The 18,351-nt window shown below is 41.8% G+C and carries 21 protein-coding genes and 1 tRNA gene; 19 read left to right on the top strand and 3 right to left on the bottom strand.

Annotated features, from left to right (window positions below; all coding sequences use genetic code 11):
- The first annotated feature begins 1 nt into the window (after window position 1).
- The 8 genes from rsgA to pflA all read left to right on the top strand — a co-directional run bounded on the left by rsgA (window position 2) and on the right by pflA (window position 7,545).
- The gene (gene rsgA, locus QM887_RS07845; RefSeq protein ID WP_414271198.1) at window positions 2-880 is read left to right on the top strand and encodes a ribosome small subunit-dependent GTPase A; all 879 of its coding nucleotides are present in this window, start codon (window positions 2-4) and stop codon (window positions 878-880) included.
- Between the two features lie 10 nt (window positions 881-890).
- The gene (rpe, locus tag QM887_RS07840; protein WP_414271197.1) at window positions 891-1,547 is read left to right on the top strand and encodes a ribulose-phosphate 3-epimerase; all 657 of its coding nucleotides are present in this window, start codon (window positions 891-893) and stop codon (window positions 1,545-1,547) included.
- Window positions 1,510-2,172, top strand: a complete 663-nt coding sequence (locus tag QM887_RS07835; protein ID WP_414271196.1) for a thiamine diphosphokinase — start codon at window positions 1,510-1,512, stop codon at window positions 2,170-2,172. Before rpe ends, QM887_RS07835 begins: the two co-directional genes overlap by 38 nt.
- Window position 2,173: 1 nt before the next feature.
- On the top strand, window positions 2,174-3,430 hold the full coding sequence (gene rmuC / locus QM887_RS07830; RefSeq protein WP_414271195.1) for a DNA recombination protein RmuC: 1,257 nt from the start codon (window positions 2,174-2,176) through the stop codon (window positions 3,428-3,430).
- The gene (locus tag QM887_RS07825) at window positions 3,420-4,361 is read left to right on the top strand and encodes a 3'-5' exoribonuclease YhaM family protein (protein WP_414271194.1); all 942 of its coding nucleotides are present in this window, start codon (window positions 3,420-3,422) and stop codon (window positions 4,359-4,361) included. The genes rmuC and QM887_RS07825 overlap by 11 nt, the downstream gene beginning before the upstream one ends.
- A 102-nt stretch (window positions 4,362-4,463) precedes the next feature.
- The gene (gene purR, locus QM887_RS07820) at window positions 4,464-5,288 is read left to right on the top strand and encodes a pur operon repressor (protein WP_414271193.1); all 825 of its coding nucleotides are present in this window, start codon (window positions 4,464-4,466) and stop codon (window positions 5,286-5,288) included.
- Window positions 5,289-5,365: 77 nt separating this feature from the next.
- Window positions 5,366-6,622, top strand: a complete 1,257-nt coding sequence (locus QM887_RS07815; RefSeq protein ID WP_414271192.1) for a diaminopimelate decarboxylase — start codon at window positions 5,366-5,368, stop codon at window positions 6,620-6,622.
- Between the two features lie 128 nt (window positions 6,623-6,750).
- On the top strand, window positions 6,751-7,545 hold the full coding sequence (gene pflA / locus QM887_RS07810) for a pyruvate formate-lyase-activating protein (protein WP_414271191.1): 795 nt from the start codon (window positions 6,751-6,753) through the stop codon (window positions 7,543-7,545).
- Between the two features lie 80 nt (window positions 7,546-7,625).
- On the opposite strand, the gene yidC is transcribed toward pflA, so the two are convergent.
- Together yidC and QM887_RS07800 are read right to left on the bottom strand one after the other, a co-directional pair.
- Window positions 7,626-8,552 (bottom strand): membrane protein insertase YidC, encoded by a 927-nt coding sequence (yidC, locus tag QM887_RS07805; protein WP_414271190.1) that lies wholly within the window; start codon window positions 8,550-8,552, stop codon window positions 7,626-7,628.
- A 77-nt stretch (window positions 8,553-8,629) separates the two neighbouring features.
- Window positions 8,630-8,908, bottom strand: coding sequence for an acylphosphatase (locus tag QM887_RS07800; RefSeq protein WP_001174500.1), 279 nt, complete (start codon window positions 8,906-8,908; stop codon window positions 8,630-8,632).
- A 33-nt stretch (window positions 8,909-8,941) separates the two neighbouring features.
- On the opposite strand from QM887_RS07800, the gene QM887_RS07795 reads away from it, so the two are divergent.
- From QM887_RS07795 to QM887_RS07745, 11 genes are all read left to right on the top strand, one after another.
- The gene (locus QM887_RS07795; protein ID WP_414271189.1) at window positions 8,942-9,682 is read left to right on the top strand and encodes a TrmH family RNA methyltransferase; all 741 of its coding nucleotides are present in this window, start codon (window positions 8,942-8,944) and stop codon (window positions 9,680-9,682) included.
- Window positions 9,683-9,736: 54 nt separating this feature from the next.
- Window positions 9,737-10,420: a Bax inhibitor-1/YccA family protein gene (locus QM887_RS07790; RefSeq protein WP_414271188.1), complete on the top strand. Its 684-nt coding sequence runs from the start codon at window positions 9,737-9,739 to the stop codon at window positions 10,418-10,420.
- Between the two features lie 254 nt (window positions 10,421-10,674).
- A complete protein-coding gene (asnA, locus tag QM887_RS07785; RefSeq protein ID WP_414271187.1) occupies window positions 10,675-11,667 on the top strand; it encodes an aspartate--ammonia ligase in 993 nt (330 codons plus the stop codon).
- A 60-nt stretch (window positions 11,668-11,727) separates the two neighbouring features.
- Window positions 11,728-12,267 (top strand): 16S rRNA (guanine(966)-N(2))-methyltransferase RsmD, encoded by a 540-nt coding sequence (gene rsmD / locus QM887_RS07780; RefSeq protein WP_414271186.1) that lies wholly within the window; start codon window positions 11,728-11,730, stop codon window positions 12,265-12,267.
- On the top strand, window positions 12,257-12,745 hold the full coding sequence (gene coaD, locus QM887_RS07775) for a pantetheine-phosphate adenylyltransferase (protein ID WP_075230245.1): 489 nt from the start codon (window positions 12,257-12,259) through the stop codon (window positions 12,743-12,745). The genes rsmD and coaD overlap by 11 nt, the downstream gene beginning before the upstream one ends.
- Entirely contained in the window at window positions 12,729-13,766 is a 1,038-nt protein-coding gene (locus QM887_RS07770; RefSeq protein WP_414271185.1) for a SepM family pheromone-processing serine protease, read from the top strand. The genes coaD and QM887_RS07770 overlap by 17 nt, the downstream gene beginning before the upstream one ends.
- 56 nt (window positions 13,767-13,822) lie before the next feature.
- The gene (locus tag QM887_RS07765) at window positions 13,823-14,053 is read left to right on the top strand and encodes a DUF1146 family protein (RefSeq protein WP_083312451.1); all 231 of its coding nucleotides are present in this window, start codon (window positions 13,823-13,825) and stop codon (window positions 14,051-14,053) included.
- 25 nt (window positions 14,054-14,078) lie between these two features.
- A complete protein-coding gene (gene murA, locus QM887_RS07760) occupies window positions 14,079-15,365 on the top strand; it encodes a UDP-N-acetylglucosamine 1-carboxyvinyltransferase (protein WP_414271184.1) in 1,287 nt (428 codons plus the stop codon).
- Window positions 15,352-15,546 (top strand): DNA-directed RNA polymerase subunit beta, encoded by a 195-nt coding sequence (locus QM887_RS07755; RefSeq protein WP_075230249.1) that lies wholly within the window; start codon window positions 15,352-15,354, stop codon window positions 15,544-15,546. Before murA ends, QM887_RS07755 begins: the two co-directional genes overlap by 14 nt.
- Window positions 15,547-15,853: 307 nt before the next feature.
- Window positions 15,854-16,684, top strand: a complete 831-nt coding sequence (locus tag QM887_RS07750; RefSeq protein WP_414271183.1) for a DNA/RNA non-specific endonuclease — start codon at window positions 15,854-15,856, stop codon at window positions 16,682-16,684.
- A gap of 116 nt (window positions 16,685-16,800) precedes the next feature.
- Complete coding sequence (locus QM887_RS07745) at window positions 16,801-18,132, top strand: hemolysin family protein (RefSeq protein ID WP_414271182.1); 1,332 nt, start codon at window positions 16,801-16,803, stop codon at window positions 18,130-18,132.
- A gap of 83 nt (window positions 18,133-18,215) precedes the next feature.
- On the opposite strand, the gene QM887_RS07740 is transcribed toward QM887_RS07745, so the two are convergent.
- Window positions 18,216-18,286: transfer RNA gene (locus QM887_RS07740), tRNA-Cys, on the bottom strand.
- Window positions 18,287-18,351: the final 65 nt, after the last annotated feature.

The following is an 18,351-nucleotide window of genomic DNA, read 5'->3' as shown; positions in this document are numbered from 1 at the left end:
GATGCAGGGACAAATTATTAAAGCCTTGGCGGGTTTCTACTATGTGGAGAGTGATGGCAAGGTTTATCAAACACGCGCGCGTGGGAATTTTCGTAAAAAAGGCCATACACCCTATGTTGGAGATTGGGTAGAATTTTCTGCGGAGGAAAATTCCGAAGGTTATATCCTCAAAATTCATGAACGAAAAAATAGTCTGGTTCGTCCACCCATTGTTAATATTGACCAAGCTGTTGTTATTATGTCCGTTAAAGAACCTGACTTTAATAGCAATTTATTAGATCGCTTCTTGGTACTCTTAGAACATAAGGGCATTCATCCTATCGTTTATATTTCTAAAATGGACCTCTTGTCAGATCGAGGAGAACTGGATTTTTACGAGCAGACCTATCGTGCTATTGGTTACGATTTTGTGACTAGTAAAGAGGAACTCTTACCCTTGTTGACAGACAAGGTTACGGTCTTCATGGGGCAGACAGGTGTTGGGAAGTCAACCCTACTTAATAAAATCGCTCCTGACCTTAATCTAGAAACGGGAGAAATCTCTGATAGTCTAGGCCGTGGTCGTCATACCACTCGAGCTGTTAGTTTTTACAATCTCAATGGAGGCAAAATCGCAGATACACCAGGTTTTTCGTCGCTAGATTATGAAGTATCAAGTGCTGAAGAGCTGAACCAGGCCTTTCCAGAGATCGCTAGTGTCAGTCGCGACTGTAAGTTCCGTACTTGTACGCATACTCATGAGCCATCTTGTGCAGTGAAACCAGCAGTAGAAGAGGGTATCATTGCAAACTTCCGTTTCGACAACTATCTGCAATTTCTCAGTGAGATTGAAAATCGCAGAGAAACCTATAAAAAAGTCAGCAAAAAAATTCCAAAATAAGGAGAAACCTATGTCTCAATACAAGATTGCTCCGTCAATTCTGGCAGCAGATTATGCCAACTTTGAACGTGAAATTAAACGCTTAGAAGCAACTGGGGCAGAATATGCCCATATCGATATCATGGATGGTCACTTTGTGCCACAAATCAGCTTTGGCGCAGGTGTGGTCGAAAGTCTTCGTCCTCACAGCAAGATGGTTTTTGACTGCCACTTGATGGTATCAAATCCCGAACATCATCTAGAAGATTTTGCACGTGCAGGGGCAGATATCATCAGCATTCACGTAGAGGCAACACCACATATCCATGGCGCTCTCCAAAAGATTCGTTCACTAGGGGTCAAGCCTTCAGTTGTCATTAATCCTGGAACGCCCGTTGAGGCTATCAAGCACGTTCTTCACTTAGTTGATCAAGTTTTGGTCATGACGGTTAACCCTGGTTTTGGTGGTCAAGCCTTTCTACCTGAAACCATGGATAAGATTCGTGAGTTAGTTGCCCTTCGTGAAGAAAAAGGACTGAACTTTGAGATTGAAGTGGATGGCGGGATTGATGATAAAACGATTGCTCAAGCTAAAGATGCTGGTGCTACAGTCTTTGTAGCAGGATCCTATGTTTTTAAGGGAGATGTCAATGAACGAGTGCAAGCTCTCAGAAAACAACTGGACTAAAGTTGCAGTTTTTGCTGGTGGAGACCGTGGACATTATCGGACGGATTTTGACTGTTTTGTCGGTGTGGATCGAGGCTCACTCTGGGTATTGGAAGAAGAACTTCCTCTTGCTTTAGCAGTTGGGGATTTTGATTCTGTGACTGTAGAAGAAGGTCAGTTGATTCAAGAACGTGCCCAGCACTTTGTCCAAGCTTCGCCAGAGAAGGATGATACCGATCTGGAACTAGCACTGTTAACGATTTTTGAAAAAAATCCTCAGGCTCAGGTGACCATTTTTGGTGCCCTTGGTGGTCGTATTGACCATATGCTGGCTAATGTCTTTCTGCCTAGCAATCCCAAATTAGCACCTTACATGCGTCAAATAGAGATTGAGGATGGGCAAAACTTGATTAGCTATTGCCCAGAAGGGACCAGTCAACTAGGGCCACGTTCGGACTACGATTATCTGGCCTTTATGCCGGTTCGGGATAGCCAGTTGACTATTCTTGGTGCCAAGTATGAACTGACGGAGGCGAATTTTTTCTTTAAGAAAGTTTACGCTTCTAACGAATATATAGATAGGGAAGTTTCGGTGACTTGCCCAGATGGTTATGTGGTTGTCTTGCATAGCAAAGACAGGAGGTAGGATGGAAAGTTTACTTATTGTACTATTACTTGCTAATCTAGCCGGCCTCTTTCTCATTTGGCAAAGGCAGGACAAGCAGGAGAAATATCTGACCAAAAGTTTAGAAAACCAGGCAGATAATCTTTCAGATCAGCTGGATTATCGTTTTGAACAAGCCAGACAAGCTAGTCAGCTTGACCAAAAAAATCTTGAAGTGGCTGTTAGTGACCGTTTGCAGGAGGTGCGGATTGAATTGCACCAAGGTCTGACTCAGGTTCGACAGGAGATGAATGAAAACCTCCTCCAAACCAGAGATAAGACTGACCAACGACTACAGGCCTTGCAGGAGTCAAATGAGCAACGTTTAGAGCAGATGCGCCAAACGGTCGAGGAAAAGTTAGAAAAGACCTTGCAGACACGCTTGCAAGCGTCTTTCGAGACAGTCTCCAAACAACTGGAATCTGTCAATCGCGGCCTTGGAGAAATGCAGACGGTTGCCCGTGATGTTGGTGCGTTAAATAAAGTTCTTTCCGGAACTAAGACCCGAGGTATTCTGGGAGAATTACAATTGGGGCAGATTATCGAAGATATCATGACACCTGCCCAGTATGAGCGAGAATTTGCAACTGTGGAAAATTCGAGTGAACGAGTAGAATATGCCATCAAGTTGCCTGGACAAGGAGACCAAGAATATGTCTACCTACCGATTGACTCCAAGTTTCCCCTGGCGGATTATTACCGCTTAGAAGAAGCTTATGAAGCAGGTGATAAGGATGAAATCGGAAATTGTCGCAAATCACTCCAAACAAGCGTTAAGCGTTTTGCCAAAGATATCAAGAGCAAGTACATAGCACCGCCAAGGACGACCAATTTTGGAGTTCTGTTTGTTCCGACAGAAGGTCTTTACTCAGAAATCGTTAGAAATCCGATTTTCTTTGATGGTTTGAGACGGGAGGAGCAGATTATCGTTGCAGGACCAAGTACCTTGTCAGCCCTCCTAAACTCCCTATCGGTTGGTTTCAAGACCCTTAATATCCAAAAGAGTGCTGACCATATCAGTAAAACCCTTGCTAGTGTCAAAACTGAATTTAGCAAGTTTGGTGGTATTTTGGTTAAAGCGCAAAAACACCTCCAACATGCCTCTGGCAATATTGATGAATTACTAAATCGTCGTACTACTGCTATCGAGCGAACGCTCCGACATATTGAATTGTCAGAAGGTGAGCCTGCGCTTGATCTACTCCAGTTCCAAGAAGATGAGGAAGAATATGAAGATTAGTCACATGAAGAAAGATGAGCATTTTGAAGGTTTTTACCTAATCAAGTCAGCTGATCTTAGACAAACCCGAGCTGGGAAAAACTACCTAGCCTTTACCTTCCAAGATGATAGTGGGGAAATCGAAGGCAAACTTTGGGATGCTCAACCACATAATGTTTCAGCCTTTACTGCAGGTAAGGTTGTTCATATGCAAGGCCGCAGAGAGGTTTACAATAACACCCCTCAGGTCAATCAAATTACTCTTCGTCTGCCTCAACCGGGTGAACCCAATGATCCAGCTGATTTTAAGGTTAAATCTCCAGTTGATGCCAAAGAGATTCGTGAGTATATGTCACAGATGATTTTCAAAATTGAAAATCCTATCTGGCAACGTATCGTCAGAAGTCTTTATGCCAAGTACGACAAGCAGTTTTATTCCTACCCGGCCGCCAAAACCAACCACCATGCCTTTGAAACAGGACTGGCCTACCATACAGCAACCATGGTACGCTTGGCAGATGCAATTGGAGATGTTTATCCTCAGCTCAATAAAAGTTTACTTTATGCAGGAATCATGCTCCATGATTTAGCCAAGGTCATCGAGTTGACAGGTCCTGACCAGACGGAGTACACGGTCAGAGGAAATCTTTTAGGGCACATTGCTTTGATTGACAGTGAAATCACAAAAGCAGTTATGGAGCTTGGAATCGATGATACCAAAGAAGAGGTTGTCCTTCTTCGCCATGTCATTCTCAGTCACCATGGTCTCCTTGAGTACGGAAGCCCAGTCCGTCCACGAATTATGGAAGCTGAAATTATTCACATGATAGACAATCTGGACGCAAGTATGATGATGATGTCAACGGCTCTCGCTCTTGTTGATGAGGGAGAAATGACCAATAAGGTCTTTGCTATGGACAATCGTTCCTTTTATAAGCCAAAATTAGACTAGAAACTAAAAAAATGAGCTTTATTTAGGTAATAAAGTTCGTTTTTTTAACTCTAGTGTGATATAATGAGAAAAAGACTAAATAAAAAGAATGGTAAATGCATAATGAAATTAAGAAGAAGTGATCGGATGGTTGTTATTTCCAATTACTTGATTAACAATCCATACAAATTAACCAGTCTCAACACCTTTGCAGAAAAGTATGAATCTGCTAAGTCTTCTATTTCAGAAGATATCGTCATCATCAAACGTGCTTTTGAAGAGATTGAAATCGGACATATTCAAACGGTGACAGGTGCTGGTGGAGGAGTTATTTTTACACCATCTATTTCTACCCAAGATTCTAAAGCTATTATTGATGAGCTTCGTACCAAACTATCAGAAAGCGACCGTATCCTTCCAGGTGGCTACATTTATCTATCGGATCTGCTCAGCACACCGTCCATTTTGAAAAATATTGGTCGCATTATTGCTAAGAGCTTCATGGATCAAAAGATTGATGCGGTTATGACTGTGGCAACCAAAGGGGTTCCGCTTGCTAATGCAGTTGCAAATGTCCTCAATGTACCTTTTGTCATTGTCCGTCGAGACTTGAAAATCACAGAAGGTTCGACCGTAAGTGTCAACTACGTTTCAGGTTCTAGCGACCGTATTGAAAAAATGTTCCTTTCAAAACGTAGCCTCAAAGCGGGAAGTCGTGTCTTGATTGTCGATGACTTCTTGAAGGGTGGAGGAACCATTAACGGGATGATTAGCCTTTTAACTGAGTTTGATTCAGAGTTGGCTGGTGTAGCTGTCTTTGCTGACAATGCTCAGGAAGATCGTGAACAGCAATTTGACTATAAATCACTCTTGAAGGTTACCAATATTGATGTGAAGAATCAACAAATTGAAGTTGAAGTTGGAAATATCTTCAATACAGAAAAATAAGAAATAACTTGAAATACAAAGGTTGGAACGGTTGTCCCAGCCTTTCTTTGCCAGTCGATGTAAAGGAGAGCTGCCCTATGAAAACACCATTTATTAACCGTGAGTCCTTGGAAAAAATTGTTGAGGAGTTTCCAACCCCTTTTCACCTCTATGATGAGAAGGGGATCCGCGAGAAAGCACGAGCAGTAAACAAGGCCTTTTCTTGGAATAAGGGCTTTAAAGAATATTTCGCTGTAAAAGCGACTCCGACACCAGCCATCTTGAAAATCTTACAAGAAGAAGGATGTGGAGTGGATTGTTCTAGTTATGTCGAACTCTTAATGAGTCATAAACTAGGATTTGCCGGTTCCGATATGATGTTCTCATCTAATAACACCCCAGACCAAGAGTACGCTTATGCCAGTGAATTGGGAGCTACCATTAACTTGGATGCCTTTGAAGATATCGAGCATTTGGAACGTGCAGCAGGCATCCCAGAAATCATCTCTTGCCGTTACAATCCTGGTGGAGTATTTGAACTGGGTACGGATATTATGGATAATCCTGGTGAAGCTAAGTTCGGGATGACTAAGGAACAGCTTTTTGAAGCCTTTGCCATCTTGAAGGAAAAGGGAGCTAAAACCTTTGGGATTCATTCCTTCCTAGCTTCCAATACAGTGACCTATCTCTATTATCCTGAATTGGCACGTCAGCTCTTTGAGCTAGCTGTAGAAATCAAGGATAAATTGGGTATTTCACTGGATTTTATCAATCTTTCAGGTGGTATCGGGGTCAACTATCGTCCAGATCAGGAGCCAAATGATATCGCTGTAATTGGTGAGGGAGTTCGTCAGGTTTATGAGGAAGTCCTCACACCAGCAGGTCTTGGTCAAGTTAAGATTTTTACAGAGCTAGGACGCTTTATGTTGGCACCTCATGGAATTTTAGTCACAAAAGTAACTCATAAAAAGAAAACCTACCGTACCTATCTAGGAGTAGATGCCTCAGCTGTTAACCTTATGAGACCAGCTATGTATGGTGCTTATCACCACATCACCAATATGATGCATCCTGATGGTCAGACTGAAGTGGTTGATGTTGTTGGTTCTCTTTGTGAAAACAACGACAAGTTTGCAGTTAATCGTGAACTACCTCAAACAGAAATTGGTGATTTGTTAGTCATTCATGATACAGGTGCGCATGGATTTGCTATGGGCTACCAGTACAATGCCAAGCTTCGTTCGGCAGAAATTCTATATACAGAGGATGGTGGAGCACGCTTGATCCGCCGAGCAGAGCGACCAGAGGACTATTTTGCGACTCTCTATGGCTTTGATTTTGACAAGGATGAGTAAATTTTTGAAAATCATGAAAGTTGAAAGTGAAAAACAGATTGTTTTCTAAAAAATAGGCAAAATCTGTGGTTTTTCCTTTCAGGCATGATATAATAAAGCTATAAAACGGTTTCAAGAAAGGGAACGATATGACTGAAGAAACAATTGATTATGGACAAGTGACAGGAATGGTACACTCAACAGAGAGTTTTGGGTCGGTAGATGGACCCGGGATTCGTTTTATTGTCTTTCTTCAAGGATGTCAGATGCGTTGCCAGTACTGTCATAACCCAGATACATGGGCTATGGAAACCAATAAATCTCGTGAACGAACAGTGGACGATGTTCTAGAAGAAGCCCTCCGTTATCGTGGCTTCTGGGGGACAAAAGGTGGTATTACAGTCAGTGGTGGAGAAGCGCTACTTCAGATTGACTTTTTGATTGCCCTCTTTACCAAGGCAAAAGAAAAAGGTATCCACTGTACCTTGGATACTTGTGCTCTTCCATTCCGTAATAAACCACGCTATCTAGAAAAATTCAACAAATTGATGGCTGTTACAGACTTGGTACTCCTTGATATCAAGGAAATCAACGAAGCGCAACACAAGATTGTGACCAGTCAAACCAACAAAAACATCTTGGCATGTGCTCAATACTTGTCAGAAATCGGTAAACCTGTATGGATCCGTCACGTTCTCGTGCCTGGATTGACAGACCGAGATGAAGATTTGATTGAACTTGGTAAGTTCGTAAAAACTCTTAAAAACGTTGACAAGTTTGAAATTCTACCTTATCATACTATGGGTGAGTTCAAATGGCGTGAACTTGGGATTCCATATTCCCTTGAAGGAGTTAAACCTCCAACAGCAGATCGTGTGAAGAACGCTAAGGAATTAATGGATACAGAAAGTTATCAAGATTACATGAAACGTGTACATGGATAAAAAGAGAGGTTGAGATTTATTATCCCGACCTCTTTTCTACAATAGAAAAGGCTTAGCTGAAATGCTAGGCCTTTTAGTTTTTATCTAGAATGTTGTTTGCCAGAATTGCGTTTTTTGTTTTTCTTCTTGTTAGAAGTTGTGATAGCAGAGACTGGTTCAGGGGTTACATCTTTACGAGTGGCTGAAGTTTTACTTGCTTTTGGTGGGTTCTTGGCATATTCTTCACGTACTTTTTTACGAAGTTGTGGACGAACCATGTAGTTGATGATGAATTGTTGGAGAATCATCATGAAACCACCGACAACCCAATAAAGTGTGACACTGGCTGGCGAGAAGATTGAAAACATGACAATCATGAGAGGGCTCATATAAAGCATTTTCTTGATTTGTTCTCTTTGAGTCTCATCTTCAACTCCATGTAGAGAAAGGAGTGATTGGAGATAATAGAGCACACCTGCGAAGGCTACGAGAATCCAACTTGGAGAGCCAAGTGCAATTCCTAAGAAGTTTGCTTCCGCAACACCTTCAGTATGTTGGGCAGCGAAGTAGATAGCTGAGAAGAAAGGCATTTGAAGGAGGAGTGGGAAACATCCAATTCCACCAAACATGCTGATACCGTGCTCTTTTTGAGCGGCAAAGAGAGCTTGTTGGGCTTCGAGTTTTTCTTCTTGTGTTTCTGCTTCCTTGAGACGAGTTTGGTGTGGTTCAAGGACATGTTTGAGGGCGTTCATCTTTTCAGAGTGAAGCGTTGCCTTCCATGATTGGTAAATACCAAGTGGCAAAATAATCAAGCGGACGATGATGGTTACGATAATAATAGCGACCCCGAAGCCTAGACCTTTATCAGTAGCGAAGTACTTGATAGCTTCTCCCATCGGGGCACCCAAGAAATCCCAAACGGGACCAATTGGCTTACCTGTTGCTTTATCAATCTGAACGCAACCTGTCAAGACTAATAGCATAGCCACTCCCATGATAGAGAGGGCGATTCGTTTAATTGATTTCACTGTTTTTATTCCTTCTTTAAAAATTATACCTTTCTATTCTACTGTTTTTTTGGAAAATATACAATAGTTCTAGAGACCTAATTTGCGACTTTGAAATCCGAATAGGATGGGAAGTTACTCATTTGCACATCTAGGTAGGTTACTTTAGAGAAAGGTGTAGGGCCTTTTCGGATCTCTTGAATAAACTTAGCCATAATGGCAGAAGACTCAGCCTGGGCCAGAATCTCAACGGTTCCGTCATCGTTATTCCAGACACGACCCGTAATGCCACCTAGTTCTAGAGCCAGACTATAGACACCCCAGCGGAAGCCCACTCCCTGGACGCGACCTTGAGCGATCATTTTAACCTTTTGCATACCAAACCTCCTTGATTGTGTTATAATATTTCTATGACTATTATAACCTCTAAAGCCAATTCTGTGGTGAAAAATGCCAAAAAATTACATCAAAAAAAATATCGGAAAACCTCTTACTTGATTGAGGGTTGGCACTTGTTTGAAGAAGCTATTCAAGCTGGTGCAAAGATTGAGAAAATTTTTGCCCTTGCAGAGTATGGAGATAAACTGGTAGACTATCCTCAAACTATTTTTGTAACCGAAGAAATTCTGCTCGATTTAGCAGATTCGCAAACTCCTCAGGGTATTGTTGTCATTGTTCAAAAGGAAGAGGAGCAGTTGCCGGATTTTACTTCTGGAAAATATCTTTTCTTGGAAGACGTGCAGGATCCTGGAAATGTTGGCACAATGATCCGGACAGCAGATGCGGCAGGTTTTTCTGGAGTCATCGTTTCAAGTAAGTCAGCAGATATCTATAGCCTCAAAACTCTTCGCTCCATGCAAGGAAGTCATTTCCATTTGCCGATTTATCGCATGTCTGTTGAAACATTTTGCGAAAAGGCTAAAAAGAGCGATTTACCGATTCTAGCAACTACCTTGTCCCAAAATTCTAAAGATTATCGTGAACTTGCTCGTCAAGAGGACTTCGCCTTGGTCATGGGAAATGAAGGTCAAGGTATTAGTCCATTCATGGCAGAGCAGGCGGACCAACTGGTGCATATCAGCATGAAGGGCCAGGCAGAAAGTCTCAATGTTGCCATTGCAGCGGGTATACTCATGTTTTATTTGAGTTAAATCATTTTATTTTTGTTATAATCAGTAAAAAGATTTCATAAGGAGAAAAAAGATATGAATCAAACAATTATTCAAGAACGTTCTGGTTTGAATCAATTCTATGCAAAAGTCTATGCTTTTGTAGGTTTGGGAATTGGCTTATCAGCCCTTGTCTCAGGACTCATGTTGACAACTTTCCAGGATTTGCTCGTTCAAATTATGATGAATGCTCGTGTATGGCTAATAGTTGCGGGCTTTGTAGAAGTTGCTCTGGTCTATGTAGCGAGTAGTATGGCCTTAAAGAATAGTCCAGCAGCCTTGCCAATTTTCTTGCTTTATTCCGTTTTAAACGGTTTTACACTGAGTTTCGTTGTCTCGCTCTATACCCCGGGTACTGTTTTGACAGCCTTTGTATCTAGTGCAGCTCTCTTCTTTGTGATGGCTCTTATCGGAGTTGTGGTTAAGAAGGACTTGAGTGGCATGGGACGTGCCTTGTTGGCAGCTTTAGTGGGCCTCATACTAGCTATGATTGTCAATATCTTTTTAAACAGTAGCCTTTTTGACTATATCATCAGCATTATCATGGTTTTTGTTTTTTCAGGCTTGATTGCTTGGGACAACCAAAAGATTCGCTATGTTTATGAGGAGTCAGGTGGTCAGGTTGCAACAGGTTGGGCAGTTTCTTTGGCGCTCAGTCTTTACTTGGATTTTATCAACGTATTCCTTAGCTTGCTCCGTATTTTCGGTAGTGACGATTGATTTTTTAGAGAGTGGGACAGAAATCGTTAATTCGGTAGAATTCGATTTCGTCGTCCCACCTCCGCACAGTTGAGTAGGGCTGTAAAAGCTGATGAAATCAGCGTAGTAGAGGCCACTCAACCACTGCGTCTTACTCGACAATCCAAAGACAATTGAGAGGCTAGGACTTTTGTCCCAGCCTCTTTTTTAAATTTTTACTTTCATTTTTACTGGCAAAAGGGTATAATCATCTTATTATTCAAAAGGAGAGATGTATGAAGAAAAGTTTTATCCATCAACAGGAAGAAATTTCCTTTGTAAAAAACACCTTTACCCAGTATTTAAAAGATAAGTTAGAAGTGGTTGAGGTACAAGGTCCTATCTTGAGTAAGGTTGGGGATGGGATGCAGGACAATTTATCAGGTGTGGAGAATGCCGTGGAAGTCAAGGTTCTCCAAATTCCCGATGCAACTTATGAAGTGGTGCATTCACTTGCTAAGTGGAAACGCCATACCTTGGCTCGATTTGGTTTTGGTGAAGGAGAAGGTCTCTTTGTTCACATGAAAGCTCTTCGTCCAGATGAAGATTCGCTAGATGCAACTCACTCAGTCTATGTGGACCAGTGGGACTGGGAAAAAGTTATTCCAAACGGACAACGCAATCTTGCCTATCTTAAAGAAACAGTAGAAAAGATTTATAAGGCCATCCGTTTGACAGAACTTGCAGTCGAAGCACGCTACGATATTGAGTCTATCTTACCCAAACAGATTACCTTTATCCATACAGAAGAGTTGGTGGAACGCTATCCAGACTTGACACCAAAAGAACGTGAAAATGCCATTTGTAAGGAATTCGGAGCGGTCTTCTTGATCGGTATCGGCGGAAAGCTATCAGACGGAAAACCTCATGACGGTCGTGCACCGGACTACGATGACTGGACAACAGAATCTGAAAATGGCTATAAGGGTCTGAATGGGGATATTCTAGTTTGGAATGAGAATCTTGGTGCAGCCTTTGAGCTTTCTTCAATGGGAATTCGTGTCGATGAAGACACTCTTCGCCGTCAGGTAGCTATCACAGGAGACGAAGACCGTTTAACTTTAGAATGGCATAAGGCTCTCCTAAATGGACTCTTCCCATTGACAATCGGTGGAGGGATCGGTCAGTCTCGTATGGCTATGTTCCTGCTTCGTAAAAAGCATATCGGAGAAGTTCAAACAAGTGTTTGGCCTCAAGAAGTGAGAGATACTTACGAAAATATTCTTTAATCAATCGAGCCGTAAGGTTCGATTTTCTTTTTTTGATAAGAATTTGGTATAATATACGGTATGAAAATCGTATCAGGAATCTACGGAGGGCGTCCATTAAAGACGCTAGACGGGAAAACAACTAGACCGACATCAGATAAGGTCAGGGGCGCTATTTTTAATATGATTGGTCCCTACTTTGAAGGTGGACGTGTGTTAGATCTTTATGCTGGTAGTGGCGGTTTATCCATCGAGGCTGTCTCAAGGGGAATGTCCAGTGCAGTACTGGTTGAGAAAGATCGCAGGGCCCAGAGTATTGTCGCAGAAAATATTCGGATGACTAAGGAAACCTCTAAATTTCAATTATTGAAAATGGAATCCAGTCGAGCTTTGGAGCAGGTGGATGGAGTCTTTGATCTTATTTTCTTGGATCCTCCCTATGCAAAAGAACAAATCGTGTCAGATATTGAAAAAATGGCAGAGAGAAATCTTTTTTCAGAAGATGTCATGGTGGTCTGCGAGACCGATAAATCAGTAGAACTTCCAGAAGAAATCGCCTGTTTGGGTATCTGGAAGGAAAAAGTATATGGAATTAGTAAGGTGACGGTTTATGTCAGATAAGGTTGGGCTATTTACAGGTTCCTTTGATCCGATGACTAATGGACATTTGGATCTCATCGAGCGTGCAAGTAAGCTCTTTGATAAATTGTATGTCGGGATTTTTTATAATCCACACAAAATGGGATTTTTACCGATAGAGAGTCGAAAGAAGACTGTTGAAAAAGCAGTGGGACATCTCAAAAATGTGGAAGTGATGGCTTCTCACGATGAATTGGTAGTTGACGTTGCTAGAAAACTTGGAGTTCAGGTCTTGGTGCGAGGATTACGTAATGCTACAGACCTCCAGTATGAAGCCAGTTTTGACTATTACAATCACCAGCTGGCAAGTGAACTAGAGACGATCTATCTCCATAGTCGTTTAGAGCATATACACATTAGCTCTTCAGCTGTCAGAGAACTATTAAAATTTGGTCAAGATATCAGTGGATATGTGCCAAATACTGTCTTGGAGGAATTAGAAGATGAAGAAAAAGACTAGATGGCCCATATACCTGATTGTGGGACTTATCATTACCTTTGTTGCTTTTACAGTGCCCCTGCCTTATTACATTGAGGTTCCAGGGACTTCAGAGGATATTCGTAAGGTATTACAGGTAAATAATCAGCCTGATCAAGAGGAAGGTTCTTACCAGTTTGTAACAGTTGGTGTTCAGCGTGCTCGACTAGCGCATTTGATCTATGCTTGGTTAACACCTTTCACGGATATTCATAGTGCTAAGGAAATGACAGGTGGTTCATCAGACGCAGAATTTGTCCGCATAAACCAATTCTACATGGAAACTTCGCAGAACATGGCCAAATACCAAGGCTTGAAGGCTGCTGGAAAAGAGATAGAGCTCAACTACCTTGGGGTCTACGTTTTAACCGTTACCGACAATTCGACCTTTAAAGGGATTCTCAACATCGCTGATACAGTAACAGCTGTTAATGACAAGACTTTTGAGAGTTCTAAGGATTTAGTTGACTATGTCAATTCTCAAACTCTGGGAGATAAGGTTAAGGTCACCTATGAAGAAGATGGGCAAATCAAGTCTGCCGAAGGGAAAATTATTACTCTGGAAAACGGGAAAAATGGTATCGGGATTGGCCTGATTGACCGCACGGAAGTGACTAGTGATATCCCGATTCGTTTTTCAACAGCAGGAATTGGTGGACCTAGTGCAGGGCTTATGTTTAGTTTATCCATTTATACACAAATTGCAGAACCAACTCTTCGGAATGGTCGTATCGTAGCTGGTACAGGAAGCATTGACAGAGATGGTAATGTGGGTGATATTGGTGGAATTGATAAAAAGGTTGTGTCAGCAGCTAAAAAAGGAGCAACAGTCTTCTTTGCTCCTAACAATCCAGTAACTGAAGAAGCTAAAAAAGCCAATCCACATGCAAAAAGTAATTATGATACGGCTGTAGAAGCTGCAGAAATGATTAAAACAGACATGAAGATTGTTCCAGTAAAAACACTTCAGGATGCGATTGACTATTTGAAAAATAATCCCTAAAAAATAGGTGAATCTGTAAACTAGCGTAGAAAAAGAGAAGATGGTATAATAGGCCGATGATTCAATTATTTTTTACCCTTAGTAGTCATATGTTCTTTGTCTATCTAGTCTTTCAACTTTTGAAAGACCTGGTTAAATGGGATCAGATTTTAAAGGTGACCAAGGACAATGCGGGGAAGATTCGACTCTTGGTAGTATTGTGTAGTATCGGTTTAGGATATCTGATTAGTTCCTTTTTCCTAAATCTCTACCAACTCTGGCAAGAAGCAATTAGAGCGCTATTCTAAAATTGTAAGTAAAGGAAAATATTTTATGGAAAAAATTGTAGTTCGAGGTGGCGATAATCGCTTGGTTGGAAGTGTCACCATCGAGGGCGCAAAAAATGCAGTTTTGCCTCTGCTAGCGGCAACTATTTTAGCAAGTGAAGGAAAAACTGTTTTAAAAAATGTTCCAATCTTATCAGATGTCTTTACCATGAACCAAGTGGTTCGTGGATTGCATGCTCAAGTTGATTTTGATCAGGATGCCCATATTGTCGAAGTTGATGCAACTGGGGATATCACAGAAGAAGCTCCCTACAAGTATGTCAGCAAGATGCGTGCCTCTATTGTAGTATTGGGGCCAATCTTGGCTCGTGTAGGACACGCAAAAGTTTCGATGCCAGGTGGCTGTACCATCGGTAGTCGTCCGATAGATCTTCACCTAAAGGGACTCGAAGCAATGGGGGCTGAGATCACCCAAACGGCTGGTTATATTGAAGCTAAGGCAGAACGCTTGCACGGAGCTCACATTTACATGGACTTCCCTAGTGTGGGTGCTACTCAAAACTTGATGATGGCTGCAACTCTTGCTAAGGGAGTTACTGTTATTGAAAATGCGGCGCGTGAACCCGAGATTGTAGACTTAGCTGTTCTACTAAATAAAATGGGAGCCAAAGTCAAAGGTGCTGGTACAGAAACTATTACCATTAAGGGTGTTGAGAAATTGCACGGTGCGACTCACAATGTTGTGCAAGACCGTATCGAAGCTGGAACCTTCATGGTAGCAGCTGCTATGACCGGTGGAGATGTCTTGATTCAAGATGCCATTTGGGAACACAACCGTCCCTTGATAGCTAAATTGCTCGAAATGGGTGTTGAAGTCATTGATGAGGATGAAGGGATTCGTGTACGTTCACAGCGGGATAAGCTAAAGGCTGTTCATGTTAAGACATTACCACATCCGGGATTTCCAACAGATATGCAGGCCCAGTTTACGGCCTTGATGACGGTAGCTCAAGGTGAGTCAACCATGGTGGAGACTGTGTTTGAGAATCGCTTCCAACATTTAGAAGAGATGCGTCGGATGGGCTTGCACTCAGAAATCATCCGTGATACAGCTCGTATTATTGGCGGACAGCAACTCCAAGGTGCAGAAGTTCTATCGACAGACTTACGTGCCAGTGCAGCCTTGATTTTAACAGGACTAGTAGCTGAAGGAGAGACAGTTGTTGGAAAACTTGTTCACTTGGATAGAGGATACTACCGTTTCCATGAAAAGTTGGCTCAGTTAGGAGCTAAGATTGAACGGGTAAGTGTGGAAGCTGATGAAGATGAATAAAGAAGCCAAATATGTCTTGCGTCGTTTTGTCTTGGTTATGCTAGTTCTCCTTCTAGGTGCTTTAGCTCTTGCAATTGGTTTGATGATTGGCTATGGCATACTAGGAAAAGGGGAAGACCCTTGGGCTATTTTGGCGCCAGCAAAATGGCAAGAACTCATCACAAAATTTACAGGAAAATGAGAGTGGGACAGAAATCGGTAATTCGTTAGAATTCGATTTCGTTGTCCCACCTCCGCACAGTTGAGTAGGGCTGTAAAAGCTGATAAAATCAGCGTAGTAGAGCCCACTCAACCACTGCGTCTTGCTCGACAATCCAAATACAATTGAGAGGTTAGGACTTTTGTCCCAGCCTTTTTCTAGGAATCGAATGTAATACTCAATGAAAATCAAAGAGTAAATTAGGAAGAGAGCCGCAGGCTCTACTTGAGTACGGCAAGGTGAAGCTGACGTGGTTTGAAGAGATTTTCGAAGAGTATAAGGAGAAAATATGAATAAAAAAACTAGACAGACTCTAGTAGGTCTCTTGCTTTTTCTGCTCTTGTCAGCAGGAAGTTATTATATCAAGGAGATGCAAGCTACCAACTCTGCGCCTCATACGCAAGTAAAGCAGAAGTCTCAATCATCGGATGCTCCAAGTCAAGAATTAGCTGAAAGTGTCCTGACAGATTCTATCAAAAAACAAATTAAGGGTTCTCTTGAATGGAATGGAGCAGGAGCCTTTATCGTCAATGGTAATAAGACAAATTTGGATGCAAAGGTTTCAAGCAAACCCTATGCTGATAACAAGACAAAAACTGTAGGAGGAGAGACAGTTCCTACAGTAGCCAATGCCCTCATGTCAAAAGCGACCAGACAATACAAGGATCGTGAAGAGACTGGGAATGGCTCGACTTCTTGGACGCCAGCAGGCTGGCATCAGGTTAAGAATCTAAAGGGAAGTTACAACCATGCGGTCGATAGAGGGCATTTGTTGGGCTATGCCTTGATCGGTGGGTTAGATGGCTTTGATGCTTCTACTAGCAATCCTAAAAATATCGCTGTTCAGACAGCTTGGTCTAACCAGGCGCGTGCCGAAGATTCGACAGGCCAAAACTACTATGAGAGCTTGGTTCGAAAAGCCCTAGATCAAAACAAACGAGTTCGTTACCGCGTGACATTACTCTATGCTACTGAGCAAGATTTGGTACCATCAGCTTCTCAGATTGAAGCCAAGTCCTCTGATGGGGAGTTGGAGTTTAACGTCGTCATTCCGAATGTCCAAACTGGAATTCAGCTTGACTACCGAACAGGTCAAGTTACGGTTACCAAAGCAAAATAGACTAAAAATCCCTTATCACATCAGATAGGGGATTAACTATTGAAATCGTAAAATAATGTGTAGAAGAGAAAAAATGTGGTATAATAGACTCAATTATACTATTTAGGAGAAGGAAAATGGAAGACCCGAGCAGTCAGGATTTGTTACTGCAATTTGTTTTATTAGTTGTTTTGACTTTTTTAAATGCCTTTTTCTCTGCAACAGAAATGGCCATGGTTTCACTTAGTCGTTCGCGTGTTGAGCAAAAAGCTGAAGAGGGAGATAAACGCTATATCCGTTTGCTAAAGGTGCTTGAAAACCCTAATCACTTTTTATCAACCATTCAAGTTGGTATCACCTTGATCACCATCTTGTCAGGGGCTAAACTAGCAGATTCACTTGGAGAGTTAATCGCCTCTTGGATGGGAAATAGTGAAACTGCCTATGCGGTAGCTAGCTTCTTATCATTAGCTTTCTTGACCTATATTTCTATTGTCTTTGGAGAACTCTACCCAAAACGGATTGCTCTAAATCTCAAGGACGCCTTAGCTATTCGCTCTGTCCCGGTTATTATTGGACTTGGCAAGATTGTTAGTCCCTTTGTTTGGTTGCTATCTGCCTCGACGAATCTATTGAGTCGATTGACTCCAATGAAATTTGACGATGCAGATGAAAAAATGACTCGTGATGAGATTGAGTACATGCTAACTAAGAGTGAAGAAACCTTGGATGCAGATGAAATTGAAATGTTGCAGGGGATTTTCTCACTCGACGAGCTCATGGCACGTGAAGTCATGGTTCCTCGAACAGATGCCTTTATGGTAGATATTCAGGATGATACTCAAACCATTATCCAAAGTATCTTGAAACAGAACTTTTCTCGTATTCCTGTTTATGATGGAGACAAGGACAATGTCATTGGTTTGGTTCACACCAAGAGCCTCCTTAAAGAAGCCTTTGTCAGCGGGTTTGACAATATCGTCTGGAAGCGAATCTTGCAAGATCCACTCTTTGTACCTGAAACGATTTTTGTGGATGATTTATTAAAAGAGTTTAGAAATACTCAAAGACAGATGGCAATCCTTTTGGATGAGTATGGTGGTATGGCTGGTCTAGTTACACTAGAAGATCTCCTTGAGGAGATTGTCGGAGAGATTGACGACGAAACTGACCGTGCTGAGGTTTATGTTCACACTATTGGTGAGAATACCTACATTGTTCAAGGTACGATGAACTTGAACGACTTCAATAGTTATTTCGATGTTGAACTTGAAAGTGATGATGTAGATACAATCGCTGGTTATTATTTGACGGGTGTCGGGACTATTCCAACAACTGAAAAACTTAGCTATGAATTGGAAAGTGCCAACAAACACATTACATTGACTAATGACAAAGTCAAAAATGGCCGTGTGACCAAGTTGAAGGTTCAAATTACAGAAATTGAGCTGGAAGAAGAAACTGATTAACAAAAGAAGCTTTACTAGTCCTCGGCCAGTAAAGCTTCTCCATTTTATAAAAAAGACTCCGTTTGGAGTCTTCTGAATCATAGAGGCGGTAGACGGATTTGAACCGACGATCAAGCTTTTGCAGAGCCGTGCCTTACCACTTGGCTATACCGCCTTAACTTTTATTATTATACCTTTAAAATCTGCTCTCGTCAATAGTTTCTTTTCTGAAAATGTAAG

This window comes from Streptococcus infantis (assembly GCF_047460875.1).
Lineage (GTDB): Bacteria > Bacillota > Bacilli > Lactobacillales > Streptococcaceae > Streptococcus > Streptococcus infantis_AA.
This window is presented reverse-complemented; position numbering and strand designations above follow the sequence as displayed.

Bases quoted from the DNA above. Each gene is read 5' to 3' on its own strand.
- rmuC (WP_414271195.1), top strand. From the start codon at position 2,174: ATGGAAAGTTTACTTATTGTACTATTACTTGCTAATCTAGCCGGCCTC.
- rsmD (WP_414271186.1), top strand. From the start codon at position 11,728: ATGAAAATCGTATCAGGAATCTACGGAGGGCGTCCATTAAAGACGCTA.
- QM887_RS07800 (WP_001174500.1), bottom strand. From the start codon at position 8,908: ATGCAAAAGGTTAAAATGATCGCTCAAGGTCGCGTCCAGGGAGTGGGC.
- QM887_RS07745 (WP_414271182.1), top strand. From the start codon at position 16,801: ATGGAAGACCCGAGCAGTCAGGATTTGTTACTGCAATTTGTTTTATTA.
- asnA (WP_414271187.1), top strand. From the start codon at position 10,675: ATGAAGAAAAGTTTTATCCATCAACAGGAAGAAATTTCCTTTGTAAAA.
- rpe (WP_414271197.1), top strand. From the start codon at position 891: ATGTCTCAATACAAGATTGCTCCGTCAATTCTGGCAGCAGATTATGCC.
- QM887_RS07765 (WP_083312451.1), top strand. From the start codon at position 13,823: ATGATTCAATTATTTTTTACCCTTAGTAGTCATATGTTCTTTGTCTAT.
- purR (WP_414271193.1), top strand. From the start codon at position 4,464: ATGAAATTAAGAAGAAGTGATCGGATGGTTGTTATTTCCAATTACTTG.
- QM887_RS07755 (WP_075230249.1), top strand. From the start codon at position 15,352: ATGAAGATGAATAAAGAAGCCAAATATGTCTTGCGTCGTTTTGTCTTG.
- QM887_RS07815 (WP_414271192.1), top strand. From the start codon at position 5,366: ATGAAAACACCATTTATTAACCGTGAGTCCTTGGAAAAAATTGTTGAG.
- coaD (WP_075230245.1), top strand. From the start codon at position 12,257: ATGTCAGATAAGGTTGGGCTATTTACAGGTTCCTTTGATCCGATGACT.
- pflA (WP_414271191.1), top strand. From the start codon at position 6,751: ATGACTGAAGAAACAATTGATTATGGACAAGTGACAGGAATGGTACAC.
- QM887_RS07825 (WP_414271194.1), top strand. From the start codon at position 3,420: ATGAAGATTAGTCACATGAAGAAAGATGAGCATTTTGAAGGTTTTTAC.
- QM887_RS07750 (WP_414271183.1), top strand. From the start codon at position 15,854: ATGAATAAAAAAACTAGACAGACTCTAGTAGGTCTCTTGCTTTTTCTG.
- QM887_RS07770 (WP_414271185.1), top strand. From the start codon at position 12,729: ATGAAGAAAAAGACTAGATGGCCCATATACCTGATTGTGGGACTTATC.
- QM887_RS07795 (WP_414271189.1), top strand. From the start codon at position 8,942: ATGACTATTATAACCTCTAAAGCCAATTCTGTGGTGAAAAATGCCAAA.
- rsgA (WP_414271198.1), top strand. From the start codon at position 2: ATGCAGGGACAAATTATTAAAGCCTTGGCGGGTTTCTACTATGTGGAG.
- QM887_RS07835 (WP_414271196.1), top strand. From the start codon at position 1,510: ATGAACGAGTGCAAGCTCTCAGAAAACAACTGGACTAAAGTTGCAGTT.
- murA (WP_414271184.1), top strand. From the start codon at position 14,079: ATGGAAAAAATTGTAGTTCGAGGTGGCGATAATCGCTTGGTTGGAAGT.
- QM887_RS07790 (WP_414271188.1), top strand. From the start codon at position 9,737: ATGAATCAAACAATTATTCAAGAACGTTCTGGTTTGAATCAATTCTAT.